The organism is Buttiauxella gaviniae (assembly GCF_040786275.1).
Taxonomy (GTDB): Bacteria; Pseudomonadota; Gammaproteobacteria; order Enterobacterales; family Enterobacteriaceae; genus Buttiauxella; species Buttiauxella gaviniae_A.
Genome location: NZ_JBFMVT010000002.1, coordinates 3,830,484 through 3,854,242, shown reverse-complemented (window position 1 = coordinate 3,854,242; position 23,759 = coordinate 3,830,484). Strand labels below are relative to the sequence as shown.

The 23,759-nt window shown below is 51.1% G+C and carries 16 protein-coding genes; 2 read left to right on the top strand and 14 right to left on the bottom strand.

Annotation, left to right across the window (positions count from 1 at the left end):
• Nucleotides 1-40: 40 nt before the first annotated feature.
• Nucleotides 41-7,135 carry an autotransporter outer membrane beta-barrel domain-containing protein gene (locus tag AB1E22_RS18370; protein WP_367596667.1) on the bottom strand — a complete coding sequence of 2,365 codons (7,095 nt, stop codon included), beginning with the start codon at nucleotides 7,133-7,135 and terminating at the stop codon, nucleotides 41-43.
• Between the two features lie 217 nt (nucleotides 7,136-7,352).
• A complete protein-coding gene (locus AB1E22_RS18365) occupies nucleotides 7,353-7,742 on the bottom strand; it encodes a hypothetical protein (protein WP_367596666.1) in 390 nt (129 codons plus the stop codon).
• Between the two features lie 616 nt (nucleotides 7,743-8,358).
• Between AB1E22_RS18365 and AB1E22_RS18360 the strand changes: the two genes are divergently transcribed.
• Nucleotides 8,359-9,264, top strand: coding sequence for a LysR family transcriptional regulator (locus AB1E22_RS18360; protein WP_367596665.1), 906 nt, complete (start codon nucleotides 8,359-8,361; stop codon nucleotides 9,262-9,264).
• Nucleotides 9,265-9,308: 44 nt separating this feature from the next.
• Here the strand turns inward: AB1E22_RS18360 and cheZ are convergent, their stop codons facing one another.
• From cheZ to AB1E22_RS18305, 11 genes are all read right to left on the bottom strand, one after another.
• Nucleotides 9,309-9,953: a protein phosphatase CheZ gene (gene cheZ / locus AB1E22_RS18355; RefSeq protein ID WP_367596664.1), complete on the bottom strand. Its 645-nt coding sequence runs from the start codon at nucleotides 9,951-9,953 to the stop codon at nucleotides 9,309-9,311.
• Between the two features lie 10 nt (nucleotides 9,954-9,963).
• The gene (gene cheY, locus AB1E22_RS18350; protein WP_367596663.1) at nucleotides 9,964-10,353 is read right to left on the bottom strand and encodes a chemotaxis response regulator CheY; all 390 of its coding nucleotides are present in this window, start codon (nucleotides 10,351-10,353) and stop codon (nucleotides 9,964-9,966) included.
• A gap of 17 nt (nucleotides 10,354-10,370) precedes the next feature.
• A complete protein-coding gene (locus tag AB1E22_RS18345; RefSeq protein ID WP_367596662.1) occupies nucleotides 10,371-11,420 on the bottom strand; it encodes a protein-glutamate methylesterase/protein-glutamine glutaminase in 1,050 nt (349 codons plus the stop codon).
• The gene (cheR, locus tag AB1E22_RS18340) at nucleotides 11,417-12,283 is read right to left on the bottom strand and encodes a protein-glutamate O-methyltransferase CheR (protein ID WP_367596661.1); all 867 of its coding nucleotides are present in this window, start codon (nucleotides 12,281-12,283) and stop codon (nucleotides 11,417-11,419) included. Before cheR ends, AB1E22_RS18345 begins: the two co-directional genes overlap by 4 nt.
• Before the next feature lie 31 nt (nucleotides 12,284-12,314).
• A complete protein-coding gene (locus AB1E22_RS18335; RefSeq protein ID WP_367596660.1) occupies nucleotides 12,315-13,919 on the bottom strand; it encodes a methyl-accepting chemotaxis protein in 1,605 nt (534 codons plus the stop codon).
• Between the two features lie 47 nt (nucleotides 13,920-13,966).
• On the bottom strand, nucleotides 13,967-15,628 hold the full coding sequence (gene tar / locus AB1E22_RS18330; RefSeq protein ID WP_367596659.1) for a methyl-accepting chemotaxis protein II: 1,662 nt from the start codon (nucleotides 15,626-15,628) through the stop codon (nucleotides 13,967-13,969).
• A 577-nt stretch (nucleotides 15,629-16,205) separates the two neighbouring features.
• A complete protein-coding gene (locus AB1E22_RS18325) occupies nucleotides 16,206-17,165 on the bottom strand; it encodes a Csu type fimbrial protein (protein WP_367596658.1) in 960 nt (319 codons plus the stop codon).
• The gene (locus tag AB1E22_RS18320; RefSeq protein WP_437178393.1) at nucleotides 17,162-19,558 is read right to left on the bottom strand and encodes a fimbria/pilus outer membrane usher protein; all 2,397 of its coding nucleotides are present in this window, start codon (nucleotides 19,556-19,558) and stop codon (nucleotides 17,162-17,164) included. Before AB1E22_RS18320 ends, AB1E22_RS18325 begins: the two co-directional genes overlap by 4 nt.
• Nucleotides 19,534-20,286, bottom strand: coding sequence for a fimbrial biogenesis chaperone (locus tag AB1E22_RS18315; protein ID WP_367596656.1), 753 nt, complete (start codon nucleotides 20,284-20,286; stop codon nucleotides 19,534-19,536). The genes AB1E22_RS18320 and AB1E22_RS18315 overlap by 25 nt, the downstream gene beginning before the upstream one ends.
• 15 nt (nucleotides 20,287-20,301) lie before the next feature.
• A complete protein-coding gene (locus AB1E22_RS18310; protein WP_367596655.1) occupies nucleotides 20,302-20,805 on the bottom strand; it encodes a Csu type fimbrial protein in 504 nt (167 codons plus the stop codon).
• 68 nt (nucleotides 20,806-20,873) lie between these two features.
• Complete coding sequence (locus AB1E22_RS18305) at nucleotides 20,874-21,443, bottom strand: Csu type fimbrial protein (protein ID WP_367596654.1); 570 nt, start codon at nucleotides 21,441-21,443, stop codon at nucleotides 20,874-20,876.
• A gap of 406 nt (nucleotides 21,444-21,849) precedes the next feature.
• Here AB1E22_RS18305 and AB1E22_RS18300 point away from each other — a divergent pair, with 406 nt between their 5' ends.
• Nucleotides 21,850-23,112: a dicarboxylate/amino acid:cation symporter gene (locus AB1E22_RS18300; protein ID WP_367596653.1), complete on the top strand. Its 1,263-nt coding sequence runs from the start codon at nucleotides 21,850-21,852 to the stop codon at nucleotides 23,110-23,112.
• Nucleotides 23,113-23,230: 118 nt separating this feature from the next.
• Here AB1E22_RS18300 and cheW read toward each other — a convergent pair whose 3' ends face one another.
• On the bottom strand, nucleotides 23,231-23,731 hold the full coding sequence (gene cheW, locus AB1E22_RS18295) for a chemotaxis protein CheW (RefSeq protein ID WP_367596652.1): 501 nt from the start codon (nucleotides 23,729-23,731) through the stop codon (nucleotides 23,231-23,233).
• Nucleotides 23,732-23,759: the final 28 nt, after the last annotated feature.

Below are 23,759 nucleotides of genomic sequence, written 5' to 3'. Positions count from 1 at the left end.
TTTGAAAAAAGGGGAGAAACTCCCCTTTTCATTGCTGGTGTTATTTGAAGTTATATTTAATGCCAATCATTGCAGAGGCATCACTGTACCCCTTATCGCCGACCTGGTTACCAATATTTCCCCAAATGTTGAGGTTGTTGTTAATTTGCCCCTCAACACCCACTTTCACTTCAGCTATATTTTTTGCTCCGGCCATAGATGAAGTCACACCATTCATTGAAGTACCAAAGTTATTGGTATTATGGATCCAGTTTGCTTCAATAAACGGTTCAAATTCACGTTGTTTACCCTCGTCAATTTGGCTATGGCCTTTCAGATAAGCTCTCGCACCCAAGCGAGTCATCAGATTGCCATCCCCCTGAGATTCCACATGCGTTCCATTTGCTTCGGTATGAGAATCAGCCTTAACGCCCATCCAGACAGCCTGAGCTTGAGGTTGCACATAAACAGCGTTTGTCGTGCCTTTACTGCCTTTGAACTCACCGGTTTTAAAGGTATACCCGGTCTCAATTGACCCGGTAAAACCGTCAGACTTATACGATTCAGAGGCCAGGTCTTCACCTTTCACACTGTTGTTAAACCAACTGTACTGGGCCCAGGTATCGACATATGCCCCGGTATGTTCTGCTTCATTAGCAAACCACGTACCGTAAACACCGACGCTGTAACCGTTCACTGAACCATCCGCACCATAATGAGTGACTGAAGATCGAGTGTTACTCTGGTTATTACCGTAACCCGCCATCACACCAAGGTGGGTACGGTTGCTATCTTCAGCACCCCACTGCGCAATGTCTCCCCCCATTTGCAGGACATAACGATTGCTTTGTGTCTTCAACTGACCGCTGTCATCACGGAACCTTGTATGACCACCGAGATTTCGCATCCACATACTGGTGACTTTCTCTTCACCGGTAAGGGCATCAACATAGTTTGTTTCACCCAAACGATCGTGCAGGGTAGTCACAAACATGGTGTTGGCCGCAGCGATGTTAGCAGTGTAGGCACCGGCTTCCGGACGAATAATCGGGTCGGAAGGTTTATCTGGATTAACCGGGTCTACGGGATCCACATTATTAGCAGGGTCAACTGGGTTAACCGGGTCTAACGGAGTCGGCAACTGGGATTGCAGATACCAGTTTCCGTCAGTCGCTTGCCCTTTATTCAGGAAGTAGTCATATGCTCCCGCAACCGCGCGCCCTTGTAACGTAAAGCTACCGTCAGACTGGCCTGCGACTTGTACAACTTCAATCCCTTTGTTCGTCAGGTCACCATTCCCCCCCAGATTATTCACTTGCACGCGAGTGGAACCCGAGGTATCACCTTTTACGACCAGTTTATCGGTTAGAGAATTGTCATCCCCCAGCACAGTATTAAGGGAAAGCAAACCGTTATCACCAGCATAATTACCATTCACTACCAACGTGTTACCTGCGCTCGTGCCTGCCAACTTAATTTCACCCTGATTGACCAAACTGCCAACGTTCAGAGTACTGGCACGATCACTTGCGTAGCCAGGTAAGGCGTTCAATGCCGCCAAAGTTCCCAGGTTGTTTACCGTTCCCGTCACGACACCGTTACCACCCAGGGTTGCGCCTGAGGCAATATTCACCGCGCCATTACCGGAAAGCATCCCGCTGGCAGAGGCATTATCGCCCAGGATCAGTTGCCCGGCGTTAATATGGGTCTCACCTGTGTAAGCGAGGTCACGGTTAACAATTAGCGTTTGGGTGCCCAGTTTCTCCAGATTACCGCTACCCGTAACAATATTTGTCAGCTCCCAGCGTTGATCGGCAGTCAGATGTAAATCGCCGCTATTTGTTATTGCAGCGCTTCCAAGATTTTCGGCGCTTGAAGCACGTAAATGGCTCGCATCTTCTACAGAGAATTCACCTGCAAATGCCCGGTTATCAGCGGTTAAGGTGATGTCTGCGTTGTCCTTAAACGCAATGCTACCGGTACCCGCCAACTGCTTACCAAGGTTACCGACAGTTGCAGCATCAGAGGCTAATTGTTTGGCAAATATCAGGCGATCTTCTTTACCTGCAAGTGTCACCGTACCTGAATCACCCAGACCTGAAACATTATTCAGCAGTGCCTGTGAACCACCTTCAATGAGAGTATCACCGGTATAAGCGCTATTCGCACCGGTCACTGTCACCACACTTGGATCAATAATTAACTTACCGCTACCCGCTAATGTATCGGCATTAATTGTCCCGCCATCAAGAATGCCTGCGCTTCTCTGGGAATCGCTAATGGTCAGCTCACTCCCTTCTGCCAGCAGAATCTGGCTACCCATCGCAGTATTCAACGCCCCAACCTGTTGGCTGTGGCCTTGCATATCGACTTTGCTCTGGGCGTCTACCTGTAAATTGCTCGTTTTGCCGAGTACATTGTCATTCGCCAGCGCCAGCGTCCCGCTTGCCACAATTGTCTCGCCGAGATAATCGTTATCCAGATTTGAGAGCGAAACGCTGCTGGTTCCGGTATCGATATGTAAATCACCCGCACCGGTAACTTTTGCACTAAGATCGCTGGCAACCCCTGTGGCGTTATTGCCATTAAGTATTAAGGCGTTGTCTCCCTGCGCCAGAAGCTCAACCTGCTTGAGGCCATAGTTGATATACAGACCATCGGCGTTATCACCGCCCGTCAAACGGTAGTCCCAGGTTCCTTTTGCAACAGTCTCACCAGACTGAGTAATATTTTCTACTACCGCATCAGTGATTGTTTCGCCGTTCTGATCTTTAAGCCTCAGGTTGCCACCGCTGCCGGCCACTGCGCCTGAACTATCGGCCAGTTTCACCAACGTCTGGGCATCGTCTTGCTCCATCAGGCTCAGATTTTCTGCCGGTAATGGGTTGTCATTAATGACACCATTCAGCGCAACTTTAACCACGCCCTGCCCGCTGATATCCAGCGTATTGGCTGTGTGTACTGTATTGCTGGCTTGTTTGATACCAGGATTAAGCTCGCCAAAATCTGCCGTACCCCCATTGAAACTCAGGCCACCCACGTTCTGCTGGCCTTGTCCAACCGTTGCCTCACTGCCGCTGCTCAGTTTCAGATTTGCGGAATTGAGTGCCCGAGTGTTTATACCGCCCAGTTCAAAGGTGCTGTTTAACAGTTCAAGCGTGCCGGCAAAAGCATCACCTTTGTTATTGTCCGTAAAGCTGAACGCTTTATTGGAAAGGTCTGCTTTGACCGTTCCCGTCCCTTTCAGATGGCTTTTGAAAGCCACATCAGCGGTATTTGTCAGAGCCAGGGTGCTATTGTTATCAATGTTAAATACGGTGCCGGTGGCGTCATTAGTGTCATCACCCAACGCCAGCAACGTGTTCTCTTCAGTAAAGGTAGAACCATTTTTAAGGTTCACGGTTTCAAAGCCGGTCAGCACATTGACGTTTTTCAGCACATACGCTGAGTTATCCAGATTCAGTGTATCCGCACCCGCGCCACCATTTAATGAGGTGAAGAGAGAGGTTTCATCAGACTTAACATTCTTAAGATTGAATTCATCATTCCCTGTGCCGGTAAAGAAATCTGTACCCGTACTGCCACTGAGAAGATTTACGCTGTTATTGCCTGTCAGGAGGTTAACTTTACCGACGATACTGGAGCCCGCATTGTTCGTGAAAGTCATCCCTGCGCCGGACTGACTTGCCACCGCGACCTGATTGGCACTGTTCGCTTTGATAGAGCCATTATTAGTGAAGGTGCTGACCTTACCGTTATCCAGATTGACCACTTCTTTGGTCAGTGATTTTGACGTGAGCGCCCCGGACTGAATCACGTTAGCCGTTGTGCCACCGACCACCAGAGCCGATCCGCCGTCCGTTGCCGTTACGTTAATGACGGTACCGTTTTGCACCTCACCACTGGTATTGGTGACAATGCCCGAACCGCTTGCACCCGTGACATTAATCGTCAGACCATCCGAATCCAGCAGATTCAGATCCGCCGTGGTGGACGAACCATCAGCATGTTTGAGCGCAATACCTGCCCCAGACCCACTGACTGTGATCACGCCACTGTTGGACGTTCCCAGTTCAGCACCGGTACGAATTCCCGCGCCCTGATCAACATTCAGTTTGGCATTGTTAAGACGGATGCCAGCAACTTCCGCCCCGTTCTCAATCGCATTTCCCGTACCTGTCACGCTGATCGTGGCATCTGTTACGGTCAACTGAGACGTTGCGGTCGCTTTGAGCAGCGTTGATTTTGCTGGTGCTTCGATCAACACGCCATGCGCACCGTTCTGGGCGATAGTGGTACCCTGCCCGCTAAGAGCCAGAGAGGCGCCATCTTTCAGACGGTAAGCGGCTGTTCCACCTGTCGCTTTAACGGTACCGGTGTTGGCGACCTTAGAGTCTCCGCCAACAATATCAACGGCAATCCCGTTGACAGCGATATCGCTACTATTTTCCAGGTTTCCGCCGTCGACTAATACACCGGTGCTATTATCCGAAGTAAAGTTCAGGGAGCCTTTATGGATAAGCGTACCTTTATTGCGTGCGATATAGCCCATGGCATCGCTGGCTGCGTTGGAGTTATCAAGCGTCGCATAGGAGGTTAATTGTGAAGCTCCAGTCGCTCCTGCGGCGCCAGTGATAGTCGTTGAATTACCGTCAACAATACCTGCAGTCGCATTTTTAGCCGTTAACGCCAGCAATACACCTTGATCCAGAACGCCCTGTGCCCCGCCTTCAACTTTGACAGCCGTCGCGCCAGCAGCATCAACATTCAGCACCACTTTCCCGGTATTTAACTTACTGATGGTTTTCCCGTCGTCACTTTTCCCGGTGACCAGCAAAATAGTGCTGTTTACACCACTGGCTTTCATCGTTGAGGTGTTATCCGCACTCCCGGTAAATGAAGAGCCGCCATCAATGCGGTAAAGCGTCGAACCTTTGGTCGAAACATTCTGCTCGCCGGTACTGTTGTCTTTGATAGACGAACCAGGGCCATAGACGTAATAACCTATTTGATTTTCACCCGATTCAAATGCAACCTTTCCCGTACCGCCGAGTGTGACGATGCCCTGGCTACGGGCATGGATACCAATCGCACGATCGCCTTTAAGTTCCACGGTGCCAGAATGTGTCACGTTAGCCCCTACACCTTCAGACCAGATACCGTAGTTAGCCGTTTTCGTCGCGGGATCCACCCCCTGGTTGACCACGATATTGCCACTATTTGTTGCGGCGCTACCGGCGAGAACTTGCAGACCTACGGAGTTGATCCCATTAAGGTTGATGGTTCCGCTGTTAGTAATCTGTTTGGCACCTGATGAAGAACTGATACCGATATTTTTGCTGCTGGCATTGGATGCGGTTCCCAGGCGGCCATTAACGTTTACGGTACCTTTTTGATTAACGACAGAGGCACTCCCGGTGGCTGAAATAGCGGTAGCGCCCTGGGTCTGGGAGCCAATAGTCATCGTCCCACCCACGTTGTTATTTAATGTCCCGCCATTTAACAGGCTAACCCCCAACGTTCCCAAAGAGGTCACAGCCACATCGCTCGTCACATCATTTATGTTACGCTGTGCCAGTCGTCCAATATAGAGTTCACCATTATTTTCGAAGACAGATTTCTTCTGTAAAATAACGCCCGTCGCTTTATAGTTTCCATTTACAGATGCGGGTTGCGCTAAGGCTGCCAGGTTAATAGAACCATTGTTGGTCAACTGAGTCGTATCGTTAGTCACAATACCATTCGACCCAGCATTATCCTGGCGAGGTGCAACATTAATCACACCATTGTTTAAAATGGTACTAGTACCCGAAGCATTAATGGCAACCTGATCTCCCCTCCCGGTATTAAATCCAGTTTTGGTATACTTATTAAAATCCGTCATATCCGAGTAAGTGCCCGCATCAATAACACCTTCGTTATTGATGGTACTGTCTTTTGCAAAGATAACGTATGCACCACGCAGTGTGTTATAGACCGTACCCAGTGTTCCGAGGTTGGTTAATGTTGCCCCGTTAAGCAAACGCACTAACGATGCGTCAGACCTGAACATTTGAATATTAGCCTCCTGGCTAATATTGACATTCGCCCCTGCCCCGTCAGCTTTGATAAATGCAATTCGTCCACGGTCTGCATTCATATTTGTTGCATCGTTGTCTGGAATAGCCGTATTCACATACACTTGTTTTAATGTTTTATCGTAGGCTAATTCTAGTTGCGCATCATAATCTGTACTCAGCAAACGCCCGCCACTAATAGCCTGCTGCAAAGCCGTATTATAACTTTGGAAGCTCGCGAGATCGTCAACAATAAAGTCACCAATTTTACTTGTTACCTGGCCTTTGAATCCACCACTAAAGGAAGCCGCGTATTTAGAGTCAGAGTTGTTATTACTAATGTACCCCAATTCAGCAACGGTTTTGGAGTTATAATTCAGCGTACCGGTATCTGCGACGTTAAATACCGCAGAAGTCGTCACGTCCGCCTGGCTGCCTTTCATGATCACAGATAGTTGATTCGACGCGGTATTCATCCAGTTAGCATCGGTCACCCCAACATTAACATCAACAACGGCTCCCGGCTGAATGGAATAAATTGACGTATCAACATACTGACCATGTTCCCCAACAGCATATGACATAGGGAAGATAAAATCTCTAGCAGGGGCGACGCTCATTTGTGCATTATCATACACAGAGACCGATGTCTGATTATGAGTAATAGGATCTTCATAAGTAATTGTTGACCCTTTATTACCTATCCGGAATATATCCCCGGAAATATAATCAGCCCCTGTGACGACCACGCCCGCATCCAGCGCTTGTTGCAGCGTTGTATTGGTGAAACCGGCTGCGCCCGTTGAAATATTAGCAAAACCATTACTCCCTCCGGTAATAAGATTTACCTGACCAGAAAGAATAGAATAGGATGAATCCTGTGGTGTAAAGAAACCAATTTCACTGTCTGCCGCAGAACTTTTTTCCGCCGCAAGGGCTGACAGTATACAGGTCAATAAAACTTTCTTAGAAAAAAGCACATCACTGAAGGTTGAACCTACTGAAGACGATTTACTTTTTTTCTTTCCCTGGGCTAACTCAGACGCAACGACAAAACGTCCAAGTGTTGCATTCCATATAACATTATAGAACTTATTCATATAAATACCTGACCATGCTTAAATGAGAGTGTTGTATGTTGAATACAATGAAAATTTAAATAACGCCCTAAGACAAAATCAGTTAATTTAATGCATAGCCAAGCCACCACAGAAATGTGGGTAATGCAGTAAATCTCTAAAAGCTGATTTTTATTGCTGTGCTAAAAAGTAGTTCGTTATCCAGTAATCCATTACCATATGAGTCATTCCCTGGTTTTTAAGTACTGACGTAGAGCGCCTGCACTTTTTGCGCATTAATACTGTAATGTGCGCCTTTTTCCGTAGTGATAAAATCCATACCCAGTCCAACCAGAGACAGTTCGGTTTTCAACTCTTTTAGAGTTGCCCAAAGTATCTGGCTCGATGATTTAAGATTTCTGTCATCCCAGACATTCTTCAAAATATCATCACGTTTAACCGGACGTTCACGACCATTTGCCAGTAAATAGGCTAAAAGCATCATATGCAGGTCTTTCACCGCAATAACACTCACATTAAGTGCATACGATTTACGCGCTTCATCCATATACAGTTTGATAATTCTGCGGTGATGGATATCAACCTGAATATTGTCGTTTATTAAGAAACCAAAAGTAGTCCTAAACATATTGAATGTCCTTACCATCGCTTCTTGCATCCATTTAACCTGGAGGCATTCTATATAAAGTCAAAAAATCAGTAATCCAATAGAAAGTACTGATGAGAAACGTTAAAATCATGTTAAGCACAGATCAAAAAATGTTAATTCACCACAACTTTTAGTGCATGTGTCTATAAATATTATAAAGAACAGCATTTAACGCTACGCTATAAGCGACATTTCGACTTAACGGATAATTTTGTTTTTGAGCATAGAAAAGAAGAAAACACTACTCAACCACCTAACCAAATGATTTATCGTCCAATCAATTAAACTTTCCAGCATTATGGTCTATCGGAAAAACATCACTTTTAATGATGTTTTATTTGTCACACTCCTCCAGTAGTAAACATAAGTTAACTTATTGTTACAAACAGCATTGGAAACTGGCTTTATTGCTACCTCCATCACATCTGGTGTAAATCACCTTGATCAAGGTAAAAGAGGTATCTGCAAGTCTTGCTCAACTGGGGAGTATTCAAACACGGATACATTCACAAGAGAAATGAATGAATAGAAACATATTCACGTAAAAATTCACTGAACTACACTAAACCTACCTGCATTTTTCTGGATTTACCTGATGGCCCTTTCTTCTGAAAAGTTTGATTTTAATTTGATTCGCTATCTGGTTGTGATTGTCGATACCCGAAGCATGGTCAATGCCGCTGAGATGCTTAATGTCGCGCCGTCTGCTGTGAGCTATGCGGTGAAGAAACTTCGTGAGCACTATAAAGATCCGCTCTTTGTGCGCAGCCTCCACGGCGTAAAACCCACCACTCTTGCACTCAATCTTTATGATCGGTTCAAACTCATACACGATGATATTAACGCTGCCCTGAACATCGAATCTTTAACCGTTAATACAACACAAACAATTTATATGCGGGCGGATGCGCTCACTCAGTTTTGGATTATGGACCGATTACTGAAAAGTAGAATTGTTCCTGATGAGTGTAATGTTGAATTCAAGTACGCAGTCGCTGATACTGAAGAGCGTATTCATAAGCTACGTACTCAGGAAATTGATATAGATGTAGGTTTGTTTTTGACAGGGGATATAAATATTGTTTCACATACACTTTTTGATTGGATATATATATTAATATGTCGTCATAATCACTCAACATTAGGCGATAAAATGACGGAAAAACAATTCATTAGCGAGCCCTACTTCGCATACAGCACGCGGTTTTCTGGGGCAATTTCACTTAATAACTACAATGAGTTTGTCTCTCTCAGAACGGCAGAACCCGCCTTCAGAAGCGAGTCTGCAACCTCGATGATATTGAGTCTTCTTAATCATGACTTTGTGATATTTATACCTCAAATCTACTTTCAACTATTAAAAGAAACCATCAATATAAGAGAAGTGAAATGCGATATTATGCCGAATGAAAGAATCCCTGTTAAGGCTCATATTAATAAGAAAAACAAAAACAATGAGCTAATTAATAAAATAATGAGTGTATTAAAAAGTGATATTTAAAATACTCATCACACTGTGCCCCGCATGGGGCACAGTAGCAATAATTAAAACCCTAAACTATCCAGCAAATCATCAACCTGATCCTGGCTTGCCACCACGCCCGCCGCACTGGCGTTCATTTGTGGGCCATTGAGCAGGCTATCGGCAGGACGCTTCGCACGCGCATCCAGCTCCGGCATGTTTTCCATCAACACCATTAACAACTGGCGTTCAATTTCCTGGATAACGTCCATCATACGTTTGATCACCTGGCCGGTGAGATCCTGGAAATCTTGCGCCATCATAATTTCCAGAAGCTGGGCGTTAGTAAAACTGGTGTGAGACGGCACGCCGGAAAGATAGCTGCGCGTATCGGTGACCAGCTCACGGGCGTCCCCAAGCTCGATAGGATTTTCAAACCAGGCATCCCAGCGGCCGGTTAAGGCTTTGGCGTCGGATTCCAGTTTGTTCTGATGCGGCTGCGATAACTCCACACAGTTCAGCGCACGTTCCGCCGCCTGCGCGGTCATCTGCACCACATAGTCCAGACGGTCACGGGCATCGGGAATTGCTTCCGCCGCTTCGGCAATCGCTTGATCAAGGCCCAGCTCGCGTAAGCTGTCGCGCAGCATACGGGTCAGGCTGCCTATCCGAACGATAATATCGCCGGTTGAATGTAACTCTGACGCGGGATTAGTAGATGAGTGCATGAGCCTCTCCTTACATGCCGAGCTTTTCGAAGATTTTGTTCAGCTTCTCTTCAAGCGTTGCGGCGGTAAACGGTTTCACCACATAGCCGCTCGCTCCCGCTTGCGCTGCGGCAATAATGTTCTCTTTCTTCGCCTCAGCGGTCACCATCAGAACGGGCATCGCCGCCATGGTGCCACTGGCACGAATGGTTTTAAGCAACTCCAGGCCATCCATGTTCGGCATGTTCCAGTCAGAGATAACGAAACCAAAGCCGCCCGCGTTCAGTTTGTTTAGCGCATCCACGCCATCTTCCGCTTCTTCAACGTTGTTGAAACCCAGCTCTTTCAAAAGGTTACGCACAATGCGACGCATGGTGGAAAAATCATCAACCACCAGGAACTTCATCTCTTTATCTGCCATTTACTACGGCTCCTCTGTTAAATACGTATTGCCTGTCCGGCACTAATTTTCGCCAGCATCTGCTGGCTGATTTGACTTAAATCGACCACTTCGCTGACGCCACCGCTGTTAATGGCCTCACGCGGCATGCCGAACACCACACAACTTGCTTCGTTTTGGGCGATGGTCCATGCCCCGGCTTTATGCATCGCCAGCATCCCCGCCGCGCCGTCACTCCCCATTCCCGTCAGAATCACGCCCACGGCATTTCGCCCGGCGAACTTCGCAACCGAATGGAACAGCACATCCACTGCCGGACGATGCCGGTTTACGGGCGGGCCGTCATGAATCTTGATTTGGTAGTTCGCCCCGCTGCGGGCAAGCTCCATATGTTTATCGCCAGGGGCGATATAGGCGTGCCCCGGGAGTACACGCTCGCCATCCTCGGCCTCTTTCACCGTTATCTGGCAAAGTTTATTGAGCCGGTCAGCAAACGAGCGCGTAAACCCTGGCGGCATATGCTGCGTGATTAGCACCGCCGGGCTTGAAAGCGGCAGCGGCTGGAGCACATGGCGAATCGCCTCGGTGCCGCCGGTGGACGCCCCAATCGCAATCAGCTTTTCCGAACTCAGAAGCGGCCCGGCTTTCAGCAGCATGGGGGCCGCACTTGGCGCACGGGCAGCCAGTTTGGCCTTCGCCGCAGTGCGCACTTTTTCCGCGATGGTTTCGCTGTAGGCGAGCATCCCTTCGCGAATACCCAGTTGCGGTTTAGTGACAAAATCAATCGCGCCCAGCTCCAGGGCACGCAACGTCACTTCCGAGCCTTTTCCGGTCAGGGAGGAAACCATCACCACCGGCATGGGGCGCAGGCGCATCAGTTTTTCGAGAAAATCCAGCCCGTCCATACGCGGCATTTCCACATCCAGGGTCAGCACGTCCGGGTTGAATTTCTTAATTAAATCACGCGCCACCAGCGGGTCCGGGGCTGTCGCCACCATTTCCATGTCATCGTGACTATTGACGATTTCTGTCATGATCTGGCGCATCAGGGCGGAATCATCGACACACAGGACGGTTATTTTTGTCATGACCTTTCCTTACTCAGCCCATACACGGTCTGCCCACGCAGTAAAAACTCGCGGCTGAGGTTGCTAAAATTCTCCGAATGCCCGGCAAACAGCAATCCGCCCGGTTTTAGCAGCGGCACAAAGCGCTGCAAGATTTGCTGCTGCGTTGCTTTGTCGAAATAAATCATCACATTGCGACAGAAAATGGCATCAAACGGCCCCGGAATGGGTGCTTGCTTATCCAGCAGGTTAATCGGCGCAAATTCCATATGGCTGACCAAATCACTACGCACCCGCACCAGCCCTTCGTGCGGCCCGGTGCCGCGCATGAAATAGCGCTGCATCTGGAGCGGAGCCAGCGTTTTCAGCTCATCCTGACGATAAATAGCGCTCTGGGCTTTCTCCAGCACCTGGGTGTCAATATCGCTGGCGAACACTTTCCAGCGGCCAGGCGCCATACCCAAAACATCGGCAAGCGTAATAGCGATGGAGTACGGCTCCTCTCCCGTGGACGCCGCAGCGCTCCAGACTTTGTATTCCCCACTGCGTTTTCGTGCATGCTCAGCAAGAATGGGAAAGTGGTGACCTTCGCGAAAAAACGCCGTCAGATTGGTGGTCAGGGAATTAATAAACGCCTGCCATTCGGCATTGCTGCCGTTGGCTTCCAGCATGTTCAAGTAATGCCCAAAATCCTCCAGTCCCAGGGTGCGCAGACGGCGCACCAGACGGTTGTAAACCATGTCGCGCTTGTGATCGGCCAGCACAATACCTGCGCGCTGGTAAATCAACTGGCATATCCGACGAAAATGGGTATCGGATAGCGGTAGACGCTGTGTCATCTGTAACATTAATGACGTTTGTCCGTTGGACAGGGGTGATGTCATAGCGCCTTCTCAATCACATTCATAATCACAATCAGGAGGTGACGAGCACCCCGTTGGTTACTAAATCTTGGCTTGCCTCTTCATCAGCGACATTTTCCAGATTAAATACCGCTACCACACCGCTAAGGTGTTCGGCCTGGTTTGCCAGGGCATCGGTTGCTGCCGCCGCTTCTTCCACCAGCGCGGCGTTTTGTTGTGTCACCTGATCCATCTGGCTGACGGCTTGCGCCACCTGCTCGATCCCCCGGCGTTGTTCATCAGATGCGGAAGCAATTTCCCCCATGATGTCGTTGACCTGAGTGACCGAACGGACAATTTCCGCCATGGTGGTTGCGGCGGTATCCACCAGTTGCGAGCCTTGCTGCACGCGGTTCACCGACTCTTCAATCAGCACTTTGATCTCTTTTGCCGCCTGCGCACTGCGTTGCGCCAGATTGCGCACCTCGCCTGCCACCACCGCAAATCCGCGCCCTTGCTCACCGGCACGCGCGGCTTCTACCGCAGCGTTGAGCGCCAGAATGTTGGTCTGGAAAGCAATGCCGTCGATGACGCTGGTGATATCGCCGATCTTCTTCGAACTTCCGGCGATGTCATGCATGGTGCGCGCCACATTTGCCGCCTGCTGACCGCCTTGCTGCGCGGTGTCTGCCGCAGTGCGTGAAAGCTGTGCCGCCTGGCGGGCGTTATCGGCATTCTGGCTAACCGTGGCGGTGAGCTGCTCCATACTGGCGGCCGTTTCAGCCAGCGATGCGGCCTGCTGTTCGGTGCGCGACGAGAGATCGTTATTGCCTGCGGCAATTTCGGCGATACCCGTATGCATCGCGCTGCTACCCTGGCGGACTTGGTGCACCGTCTCTTTCAACGCCTGCTGCATGTTTTTCAGGCTGCGGAAAATCTCTGAAATTTCATTGCGGCCGTAGACGTGAATCGGGTGCGCCAGGTCGCCAGTAGCGATGTGTTCGAAGTGATTGCGGACGATTTCCAGCGGCTGCACCAGCATTCTGCGCGACCAGATAATCGAACCAATCAGCATCAGAATGGCAATCACCGTGACGCTGGCAAAAATAATCGCCGAGATCTGGTAATTGAGTTTGCTGTCTTCGCTGGAAGCCGCCACCGTGTCGTTAATGCTCTGCTGCCAGGCGTTGAAATTCGCATCAAAAATATCCTGCGACTTTTGAATCGGCGCGCTGAGGAAATCAGAAAGCTGATTGCTTTCAAGCCAGGTCGCCTGGTGCTGCAAATCATCGCGATAAGTGGCGTAGCTCTTTTTGGTCGACGCCATCATCTCTTCGCTGTCTTTGGTCAGCAGTGGGATTTCCAGAAACTGGTTAAACAGCATATCAGCCTGTTTCAGGCTGCCGCGCGCGCTGGCCATCAGGCGTTTAATATCTTCGGGTGGATAACTGAGCGCCGTCAGCGTACCGGCACGACTTAACGCGGTGCTGGCCTGTAGAAGCGCCGCGCGGCTTTGGGTCAAGGTGTCGCGCTGTTGGTTCCCGACTTCAACCATTTTTAGATTCTGAAAGTCATCCCTGAATGCCCAAAAGGAGAGTCCATTACTCCCAATCTGCAATAAGCCGCAGACGATTAAGATTAACAACAGAGTGGTCGAAATTCGGATACGGTTGAACATCACAGCCCCTCGAGCCGACACGTCTGCCGGCCATTCATTAATGATTCTTAGAAAGTTTCCCAGTTATCGTCATGCCCGCTCGCGGCTGGTTTACTCGGTTTGAGCGCCGGAGCAGATGAAGTCTTTGCCGTTACGGCAGGCGTTAGCGCAGGTTCTGTGGTTAAACGGAAGGCGGCAACCAGTTGGTTCAGCATGCTGGCTTGTTCTTCCAGCGCCGCCGCGGCAGAGGCAGACTCTTCCACAAGCGAAGCGTTCTGCTGGGTGACGCGGTCCATCTCTGACACCGCCAGCGCCACCTGGTCGATGCCCCGGCTTTGCTCGTCGGAGGCAGAGGCGATTTCGCCCATAATGTCGGTGACGCGGGTGACCGCATTCACGATGTCGCTCATGGTTTCCCCCGCGCTTTCTACCAGCACCGAGCCGGTATCGACGCGAGAAACAGAATCTTCAATCAGGGATTTGATCTCTTTGGCGGCCTGCGCACTGCGCTGCGCAAGGTTTCGCACTTCTCCCGCAACCACCGCGAATCCACGCCCCTGCTCACCCGCACGCGCGGCTTCTACCGCGGCGTTGAGCGCCAGAATGTTGGTCTGGAAAGCAATGCCGTCAATTACACCGGTAATATCGGCGATTTTTTTCGAGGAACCGGCGATGTCGTGCATGGTTTTCACCACGCCATCCACCACTTTGCCGCCGCGCTGGGCCGTTTCGGAGGCGCTTAATGCCAGTTGCGAAGCCTGACGGGCATTTTCGGCGTTCTGTTTCACCGTCGCGGTGAGTTGTTCCATGCTGGCGGCGGTCTCTTCAAGCGATGCGGCTTGCTGTTCGGTACGGGAAGAAAGGTCGTTATTTCCGGCGGCAATTTCAGACGCACCGCTGTAAATGGCATCAGACCCATCGCGCACGCTGCCGACGGTAATAATCAGCTCTTGCTGCATGTGGCGTACGCTGGAGGTCAGTTCGCTGATTTCATTGCGACCGCTGGAGACGATATTTTCGGTCAGATTTCCGTTAGCAATTTCACGGATATGGCCGATAACCACCGCCAGCGGCTGGAGCAGAATGCGGCGCATGCCGAACCACACCAGCAAAATCACGGAGAACAGCGCCAACGCAAGGCAAGCAATCTGCCATTTCGCAAAGTTGTAATCGTCGTTACTGGCCGTGAAAGAGTGTTCGTAGATGCGGTCATTGAGCGCGATGTAACCAGCAAACTCTTTTTCCAGCGCGTTTTGCAGGCTCTGGGTGGACTGCGCAAAATAGGCGTCCATATTGCCGCTTTCCAGATACCCCACCAGCTCATTCAGCGCCTGATTGTAGTTCTGGTAGTCGTCATCAATGCCCTGCACAGCGGTTTCAATTTCAGGGTTAATGGCGGGAATTTGTTTAAACAGCGCGTAATGTTTTTGCGCCTCAGAAAGGGTTTTCTTCGCGTTGCTCAGCAGCTCCGTTTTTGCCGAGCTTTGGCCGTTGCTGGCATCCATCATCATACGGGCAGCCGAGCGGCTGAGGTTGATGCGCGTTTGCAGCATCAGTTCCCAGGTGTTTGCCAGTTCAGATTGCTGAATGCGCAGATCTCTTGCGACTTTAAAGCTGTCGTTATTTTGCTTGAGAGAGTTAAAAAACATTCCGCCTGAGATGAGTTGGAGGAGTGCAAACACCACCAGCACCATCATTAGCATGGTGACAACGCGAATACGGTTCAACATATAACACCCTTGTAATGATTTCTTATGGGTGTTATCGGCATGGGGTTGGGAAACTTTACGTGAAATTAGGGGGGCGATCCTCTCTCCTTCTGGCAATCTTTTAGGGCGAGATCTGTAAAGTGCAGAGGTTTTCCGTTCACCGGAAGCACGGTGATTTACTTGCCGGGCTCAAAACCCTCGTTTCCACTGCGCGTTATTACTTTTGCACGGCATCGCTTTAGATTTAGCAGCAAAGCCAACGCGACAATATTCCTGAAATTTGCAGCAACGCCCTTGTTCCCGGCTTAAATCGCCCCGGTTTTTCCCCTTCAGTCAGGGTCACGTGGTCGGGAACCACGTGAGAGAGCGACCGTCGGGAACGAGTCGCGAACGACCCTGAATGTTGGGGGAAAACGGGGGTTTACCGCTTTAGCGGCGATTTACTTGCCGGGCGTCGGGGTCGCCAGGGGAATGGCGTCATTCCCCTGGCACGTTCACCGTTAGCAATAATTACATGGAAAAGCCGAACGCTTGGGTGAACGGAAAACCTCAGCAGCTTAAAGATCTCACCTTTAGAGGTAAAACCCCATTTCCTGTCTCAAAACGCCACATCCACCACCAGCGTATCAATATAACTCCCTGCGGGGGGTGTGGTTTGCGTGGTCAGCACCTTCGCCACGTAATTGTAATTACGCAATAACCCATCGCTGCTCAGGCCAGAAGAGGCCGCACTTGCCCAGCGCTCAGCACCCAGACTCCCCCAGCGGTCAGTCCCGTTGGATTTGTAGATTTCATAGCTCATATAGTTATTGCCGCTTTTCATGCGCCGCACATTCCCCGAGGCATTCGCGCCATTGCTGACGCCCACGGTATAGCTGCTGCCTTTGGTACACGTGATGGCAATACTTTGCGAAATACTTTTGAAATTTTGCACCAGCGGGGCGCTGTCGAAATTTACCGCCGGCGCCGAGATCGTGCTGCAATCGTTGGTTATCGTCAGGGTGATGGCAATATCCACGCTGCCGTTGCCGGTCTGAAAAGCCAGACACGCCGCCACCCCGAGGCTGCAAATATTCCAGTCGAGGCGCAAATTAAGCACCACGCGATAAGGCCCGGCGCTGACGTTCTGCCCGGCCACGGTGCGCAAATAAATCGGTAACGAGTAGCGTTTGCTGGCGAGTAAATTCAGCAGCGTGTTGCCGCTCCACGTATATGTCCCTCCGACCTGCACTTCGCTGCTCCCCGCGCACGCCGCCTGGGTGCAAACCACTACCGGCACATTATCAGGATTGGTGGGCACATCGGTGCGACGCAATAATCCGCGCGTTCCGCTCACCACAGGCGTGGCACCGAGGTAGGTCATTTTTATGGAATCAGAGGTCAACAGATTAAGCACGGTGTCGCAATCCAGCGTCAGGGTTGTGCTGGTGTTCTGAACGGTGGAGTTAATCACGAACGAACTCTGGGTGCCAAACGCCCCGCTTTGCCCACCCTGGGTACAGGCGGCGCTCACCGGTTGCGCGATAAACAGCAGCAGCGCCAGCAAAATACCCCTCATCTTGCCCCCTCGCGGCACAGCAAAGGACCGTACGTTTTCAGTTTGCGATCGAGGTTATCGTCGAGGGTTAAGGTTGCGCTACAGCGTTTGCCATCCGGCATTGTGACGGTAAGCGGATTCACGTTACTGAGATTTTCGAGGTACACAATGCCGTCATACCCCACCGGCACAGGCGGTTGAAGGGAACGATAAACCTGGCTTGAAACAGGCAACGCGTGGCCCTGGCTGTCGTGTAAAATCACGCTGGCGACGCGCTGCTGCTCCATCGGGAAATCCAGTAAATACCCGGAATGACGGCGCAATGCCACACGGCGTTCGGTATCTTTTATACGCGTATCAGCCGGGAGATTAAGGGTATTGATGCTGTAATTAGCGGGGTAATAAGAGGAGACGCCGCTAATCAGCAGGTAGCCGTCGTCGTCGGTAGTGCCTATCGGCTGGTTTTCAAAATTAACCGTCACATCACGGTAGCCATCGGTGCTGACCACCATAAACGCATCGTTAATGCGGTTTGCCGCAAGCAACGTGTTATCCATCAACACCAGCGACCCGGCCATTTCCCCCCATTGGGTGTAGTTATCGCGCTGCCCGTACGCCCCGCCCTGCAATTCCACTTTATTGTTGCGCCAGCCGAGCGTGGCCTGCTGATAATCATCATCCTTGCTTTGGTGGGCATAGGCCATGTTCCAGCTAAAACCGCCGTTGCTTGGCATCGCATGGTTGTAATTCACCCGCTGCGAGCTGCCCGCATCCGGCGTGCTTTCAACACTCAAGGCCGCATTGTCGGAAGCCCCTAACGGAACCTGTAGCGATAGCGCCAGGCTCCAGCCGTTTTGCGCCGGGTCGTGGCTTGCCGCCAGATAAAAACTGCTGTTTCCCCATAGATTTTTGCTCCAGGAAAGATTGAGCAACTGCGTTTTGTCATCATCAAAACTACGCAGGTCAATCCACGCCGCGCCCAGGTTACCGAAACGCCCCAAATTCACAGAGAGCGAGTATTGATCGGTGCTACGGCTGAGGCTTGCGATGGGCTGATTATTATCGTCATAACTATCCGGGGAGTCGTAGAGCGCGAGGTTACCAAATCCCCGGTCGCGTCGGCTGTGCTGCGTTCCGATATTAAAGACATTGGTGTTGTACTGATAACCCCAGTTCACTTGCTGCCCACTCTGACCGCGCATTTCACTGTGCGACCAGGCTCCGTTTACCACGCCAAATCGCCCGAGTTTTACCAGGGTTCCAACGCCGACAAGCGCCAGGGATTGCGCCCCTTCGGCATGGCTTTCCAGCGTCCAGAAATCATTGACGCCATAGCGATACGAACCGCTGGCCGCCGCCGGGCCGTAGGAAAAATTATCGATGCCGTAGTCGCGGCGCAGGTTGCCGAGGGTGAATGCGCCATCGCTCAAACCGGGTTTCAGTAAGTCGCTGGCGACATAGAACGGGAGCGTGGTGGAAACCTGGCGGCCCAGCGCATCGGTGGTGACCAGAACCGCATCGCCGGAGCCGTTAATATAGGGAAGATTGGTGAGCGTAAACGGGCCAGGCTGCAACTGCGTACTGCCGCTGCGATAGCCATTGATAAACACATCCACGGTTGAGGGAACCGCCGCCTCACCGGAAAACGCGGGCAGCGGATAGGTGATTAAATCCGGGCGCAGGGAGAAATCGCGGCCAATGGAAATGCCCCCCATGCGCACGCTGTTGCTCCAGCTTAGCGCGTCACTCACCACATCCCCCGCTGACCAACTGAGAATGTCCTCTTCGTCGGTGCCGGTTAGGGTTGTGTCGTAGCGGCGGTATCCTTCCCCGCTTGAGGTACTGTAGCCGGAGAGATCCTGGCGAAATGTGCCGGTGGAAGAAAGACTGAGGTTGCCGCTAAAAACCCGTAATTCGTGCCAGACCGACGCCTGGCTGCCGCTGTTTTGCGCATGGCTTGCGTAGAGATCGTAATTGAATAGCGCGCCGGTGCCGCTCAGGGGTTTAAAACTCGCCTCATTTTTACCCAGCATAATCGCCTGACTCGGTAGCCACTCGTTGGGAACGGTCATCAACAGCCGTTGCCCGGCGCTGTCGTACTGGGTTTGCACATCTTTTTGTGCGGAGACATTCACCTCGTCCGCCGTGAATTTATCCCCAGGCAGCCCCGCGCGTTGCAAATCGGCGCGGCTAACAAAAAATTGCCCGTTGCGCTGCGTGACGGGTACCACCAATCCGCTATCCCACTGGTTAAAAACCAGTGATAAGCGAAACTGCGCCTGTTGATTTAGCGCCTGAGCGTCCGGTGGCGGAGGCAAGGCGTCATCTTCCTGCGCGCCAAAACTATACAGCGGCAAAGAAAAAAGCAGCATCGCCATCCGGAATCGACTCAATTGACCGGGGCGGATTGCCATTGTTCAGCCCGGGCATTGATCGTGGCAGATAGCTGATCAGGCCGGGTAAATGAGGCAGGCAGCGGCCATTCACGCTGGCTATTCGGCAGCACATAGCCCATCAATCCGTCGGTTAACACCCGCTTTTGGCTCCCCTGGCGCAACGTGACGTTACTTAGCCGGGCATGAATATTGCCGCGGTTAGTGACTTGCAGCATGGGCTGGCCATTTTCGTTGTTAATTCGCCACGACAGTTTTGCCGGTTCAGCATTGGCGTGGTGAGCCGCCGCTTTTTCGATATTCATTCCCGCGCCATAGGAAAACAGCGGGATGGAGTAGCGCATCTGTAATTTCAGCCCCATTTGCGGTTTACGTTCATCCGCAGGCTGCGGGATCTCATCCACCACAATGCGGTAGGCCTGTTCCTGACCCGGCGGCACGACGTTCTGTTTAATCAGTCGAATCAGTTGTTTGCTGCCCCCTTCGATGCGCACAATCGGCGGGCTGGCGACGACGTCCTGTTGTGTCTGATATTTTTCATGCCCTTGCTGCTGTTGCCAGCCAACCACTCGCACCTGCATAGTGGTGGCCGTATTGCTTTGATTCTGGATCCACAATTCTGCGGCTTTTGCATCGGCATCAAGATAGGGGTCGATGGGCCAAATTAAGATATTTCCAGCCGCCAGGGCCTGATTGCAGGCGAGAAAACCTGCCGCTATCAGCCATTTACGCGAGAGCCATTGCGCCATTATTTTCTCCCTTTATTACCATGACAGCGTCACGGTCAGTTGGTCGGTATAGGTGCCTGCGGGGCTAAACCCGGTTAACTGTGCCGCCCCATAAATCGGCAACGTAATGTTGTTGCTGTTGCTATAAGTGATCGCCACCGCCTGATTGACCATAATTTCCGTGTTGGCGGTGAGCGCGCCGCTGGTGTAAAGCCGGTACGGCACTGCGTCACTCCCGCCGTTTCGCACCATTTTGCGCCCCGAGGCGTAATGTTTGCCGCCATCGACCGTCATGTTCAATGCCACCCCTGGCGTGCAGGCCAGCGCAAGGGAGGTGTTTGGGATAAATGCATTACTGACAACGGTGTTTTCCACGCCGCTATGGCTGCCAAAATTTAAGCTGCCGAAATTACCACCGCTGCCGCTGGCCACCGAACACCCTGGGGTTATCGTCGCGCCGACCTGAAAAGATTGCTGAGTGACGGCCCCTGCCGGGAGCGCCACCAGCACTCCCCATAACCAGACGTGAATTTTATGCAAAGCGCGGCCCTCAGCAGTGGCATCTGCCTGCTGTTAAATTCCTGGAATGGCTAACGCCGCGTGGGAAGTTAGTACGTTACGCTGACGTTAATGATGTCAGTGTAAGTCCCCGGCTTGACGGTGACACTGTCGCCCCCACCCTGTATGCGACCATAAACAATGTAGTTGTCTACCCCATCGGTCGTGGAAGCTTTAGGAATTGCCGTATTATTGGCGATCACATTATTGAAGGCGCTGTCGCTGTAGATGCTGTAGGCCACACCTTGTGTTGCATCGGTGGTATTAACCAGGTAACGAGCGGGCGTGCCCGGTGTACCGACGGTAGTGCCCGGCGCGCCGTTGGTGCTGCCCGTGACTTGTACAGTGTAAGTCGCACCGGTGGTGCACTGAATGCCAAAGCTGTTGCCACCGGAGGCACCGGTGAGTTCCGTCGTCAATGTCGAGAACGTGGCGGGATGCTCCCCGAAATCCAGAGTACCGAAGTTAATGCCGTTCTGAGCGGGCGAGCCGTTTATTAAACAGCCGTTCGTCAGGGTAAGCGTTGCATCAATGGTGCCGCTGCTGGTGACAGCCTGCGCTCCGGGTATGCCACAAAGTAAACCACTGCCACAAAGCATCAAAAGTGTGTGCACTTTCATTGTTTACTCCTCATTTTGCATATCCGATACCCTTCGACGGTCAGGGTGCTAACCACGCTAACTAATTGAAATTTAGTTTAGGTATTCAGAAATGACCAGAAACTAAACAACGAATCACCCTCTCGGGTGATTGCAAAATATTTTACTTTTGAATCAATCAATTAATAGGTAAGCGGCAGGAATAACGCTGAGCGTTAAGAGAAATAATAATATTATTTTCGTGATTACAATCACATTGTTACGTAAGGGTTTCTAAATTAACAATTATGACAAATAGTAAAAAATAGTTGAATCCCGACTCACTTTGGTTCAATTTATGGGCCGAATATATATTGGGCAATCATAATTATTATATATAGCTCAATAAGTTAAATAAATGTTACTAATCGACGGGGTTATAACGTAATTGTCTAGTTCAAACAAACTCACGCTCTTCATACTGCTTTTCATGTTTGCCGGGATTCTCTCGGGCGCGGCTATTCATGAATATGCTGCACCGGACAACATCAAAAGTTACGCAGAAAACATCACGCTGTTTACCGATATCTTTTTACGCCTGATCAAGATGGTGATTGCGCCGTTGGTGTTTAGCACCCTGACGGTGGGCATCATGAAGATGGGCGAAACCTCGACCATCGGCCGCGTTGGCGGCAAAGCGATGATCTGGTTTGTCTCCTCTTCCGTCCTCTCTATCCTGGTCGGTCTGTTCATCGTGACCCTGCAGCATCCGGGTTCCGGGATGAATCTTCAGGTGCCAGCCGGTGATGTGCAAACCGGCCTTGCGGTTAGCGGTATGAACCTGAAAGCGTTTATCTCGCATACCATTCCAACCAGCATCGCGGGTGCGATGTCGAACAACGAAATCCTGCAAATTGTGGTGTTCTCTCTGTTCTTCGGTATCGCGGGTGCATCCCTTGGCGAGAAATTTAATACGCCATTGGTGGCAGCCCTGGATGTGGTTTCCCACATTATGCTGAAAGTGACGGGCTATGTGATGTACGTGGCACCGCTGGCAATTTTTGCCGCCATCTCTTCTGTGGTGGCGACCGAAGGTCTGGGCATTTTGCTGAACTACGCTTCGTTCATTGGCGGCTACTACCTGGCTATCGTATTGACCTGCATGGTGCTGGTTGGCGTGGGTTACATGGTGCTCAAGCGTGATGTTTTCCGCCTGCTGACCATGCTGAAAGACCCGGTTCTGGTGGCATTTACCACCAGCAGCTCCGAAGCGGCTTATCCTAAAACGCTCGATCAGCTCACTAAGTTTGGCTGTTCACGTAACATCGCGTCATTCGTTCTGCCAATCGGGTATTCGTTCAACCTGGTCGGTTCAATGGTGTACTGCTCTTTTGCATCAATGTTTATCGCTCAGGCCTATAACATTCACCTGACTTTTTCTGAGATTGTGGTGTTGATGTTGACGCTGATGCTGGCGTCCAAAGGGATTGCAGGCGTGCCGCGTTCTGCCCTGGTGGTGTTGGCAGCAACCATTCCAAGCTTCAATATTCCGGTGGCAGGTATTTTGCTGCTGATGGGTATCGACCACTTCCTGGATATGGGCCGTTCAGCCATTAACGTGCTGGGTAACGGTGTGGCGACGGCGATGCTGTCGAAGAACGAAGGTGAGATGGAAGAGCAAGTTGAAACAGGCGAGCGTGTAGAAGCGTAATTTGCCTGAAGTAGCGGCGGATGGCGCTTACGCTAATCCGCCCTACAAAAACGCACATTCTTTCGTATATTGGGTAGGTCGGATTAGCGCCGCGCCATCCGACATTAACCCTAAACTTTTACGCCACCCGCGCAGCGTTATCCACCAGTTCCATCTCTTCGCTATTGAGCAGCTTCTCAATGTTCACCAGAATCAGCATCCGATCGCCCAGTGCGCCGAGGCCGGTCAGGTATTCCGTTGAAAGCGTCACGGCAAACTCCGGTGCCGGGCGGATTTGTTCTGCGGTTAACGACAGCACATCAGACACGCCGTCCACCACAATGCCCACCACACGTTGGCCGAAGTTCAGCACGATAACTACCGTGTTATCGTTATATTCCACGTCATCTTGCGCAAACTTAATGCGCAGATCGAGGATCGGCACAATCACACCGCGCAGGTTGGTCACGCCCTTGATAAATGCAGGCGTGTTGGCGATACGCGTCACCTGGTCGTAGCCGCGGATCTCCTGCACTTTAAGAATATCGATGCCGTACTCTTCATCACCGAGGGTGAAGACGAGGAACTCTTGCCCTACCGTTTCCCCGGTCAGCTTTGTCACATTGGTTAATCCAGTCATTTACTTATCCTATTCTCAAAACCCGAGG

Coding starts and splice junctions, on each gene's coding strand:
- AB1E22_RS18370 (WP_367596667.1), bottom strand. CDS start 7,135: ATGAATAAGTTCTATAATGTTATATGGAATGCAACACTTGGACGTTTT.
- AB1E22_RS18365 (WP_367596666.1), bottom strand. CDS start 7,742: ATGTTTAGGACTACTTTTGGTTTCTTAATAAACGACAATATTCAGGTT.
- AB1E22_RS18360 (WP_367596665.1), top strand. CDS start 8,359: ATGGCCCTTTCTTCTGAAAAGTTTGATTTTAATTTGATTCGCTATCTG.
- cheZ (WP_367596664.1), bottom strand. CDS start 9,953: ATGCACTCATCTACTAATCCCGCGTCAGAGTTACATTCAACCGGCGAT.
- cheY (WP_367596663.1), bottom strand. CDS start 10,353: ATGGCAGATAAAGAGATGAAGTTCCTGGTGGTTGATGATTTTTCCACC.
- AB1E22_RS18345 (WP_367596662.1), bottom strand. CDS start 11,420: ATGACAAAAATAACCGTCCTGTGTGTCGATGATTCCGCCCTGATGCGC.
- cheR (WP_367596661.1), bottom strand. CDS start 12,283: ATGACATCACCCCTGTCCAACGGACAAACGTCATTAATGTTACAGATG.
- AB1E22_RS18335 (WP_367596660.1), bottom strand. CDS start 13,919: ATGTTCAACCGTATCCGAATTTCGACCACTCTGTTGTTAATCTTAATC.
- tar (WP_367596659.1), bottom strand. CDS start 15,628: ATGTTGAACCGTATTCGCGTTGTCACCATGCTAATGATGGTGCTGGTG.
- AB1E22_RS18325 (WP_367596658.1), bottom strand. CDS start 17,165: ATGAGGGGTATTTTGCTGGCGCTGCTGCTGTTTATCGCGCAACCGGTG.
- AB1E22_RS18320 (WP_437178393.1), bottom strand. CDS start 19,558: ATGGCAATCCGCCCCGGTCAATTGAGTCGATTCCGGATGGCGATGCTG.
- AB1E22_RS18315 (WP_367596656.1), bottom strand. CDS start 20,286: ATGGCGCAATGGCTCTCGCGTAAATGGCTGATAGCGGCAGGTTTTCTC.
- AB1E22_RS18305 (WP_367596654.1), bottom strand. CDS start 21,443: ATGAAAGTGCACACACTTTTGATGCTTTGTGGCAGTGGTTTACTTTGT.
- cheW (WP_367596652.1), bottom strand. CDS start 23,731: ATGACTGGATTAACCAATGTGACAAAGCTGACCGGGGAAACGGTAGGG.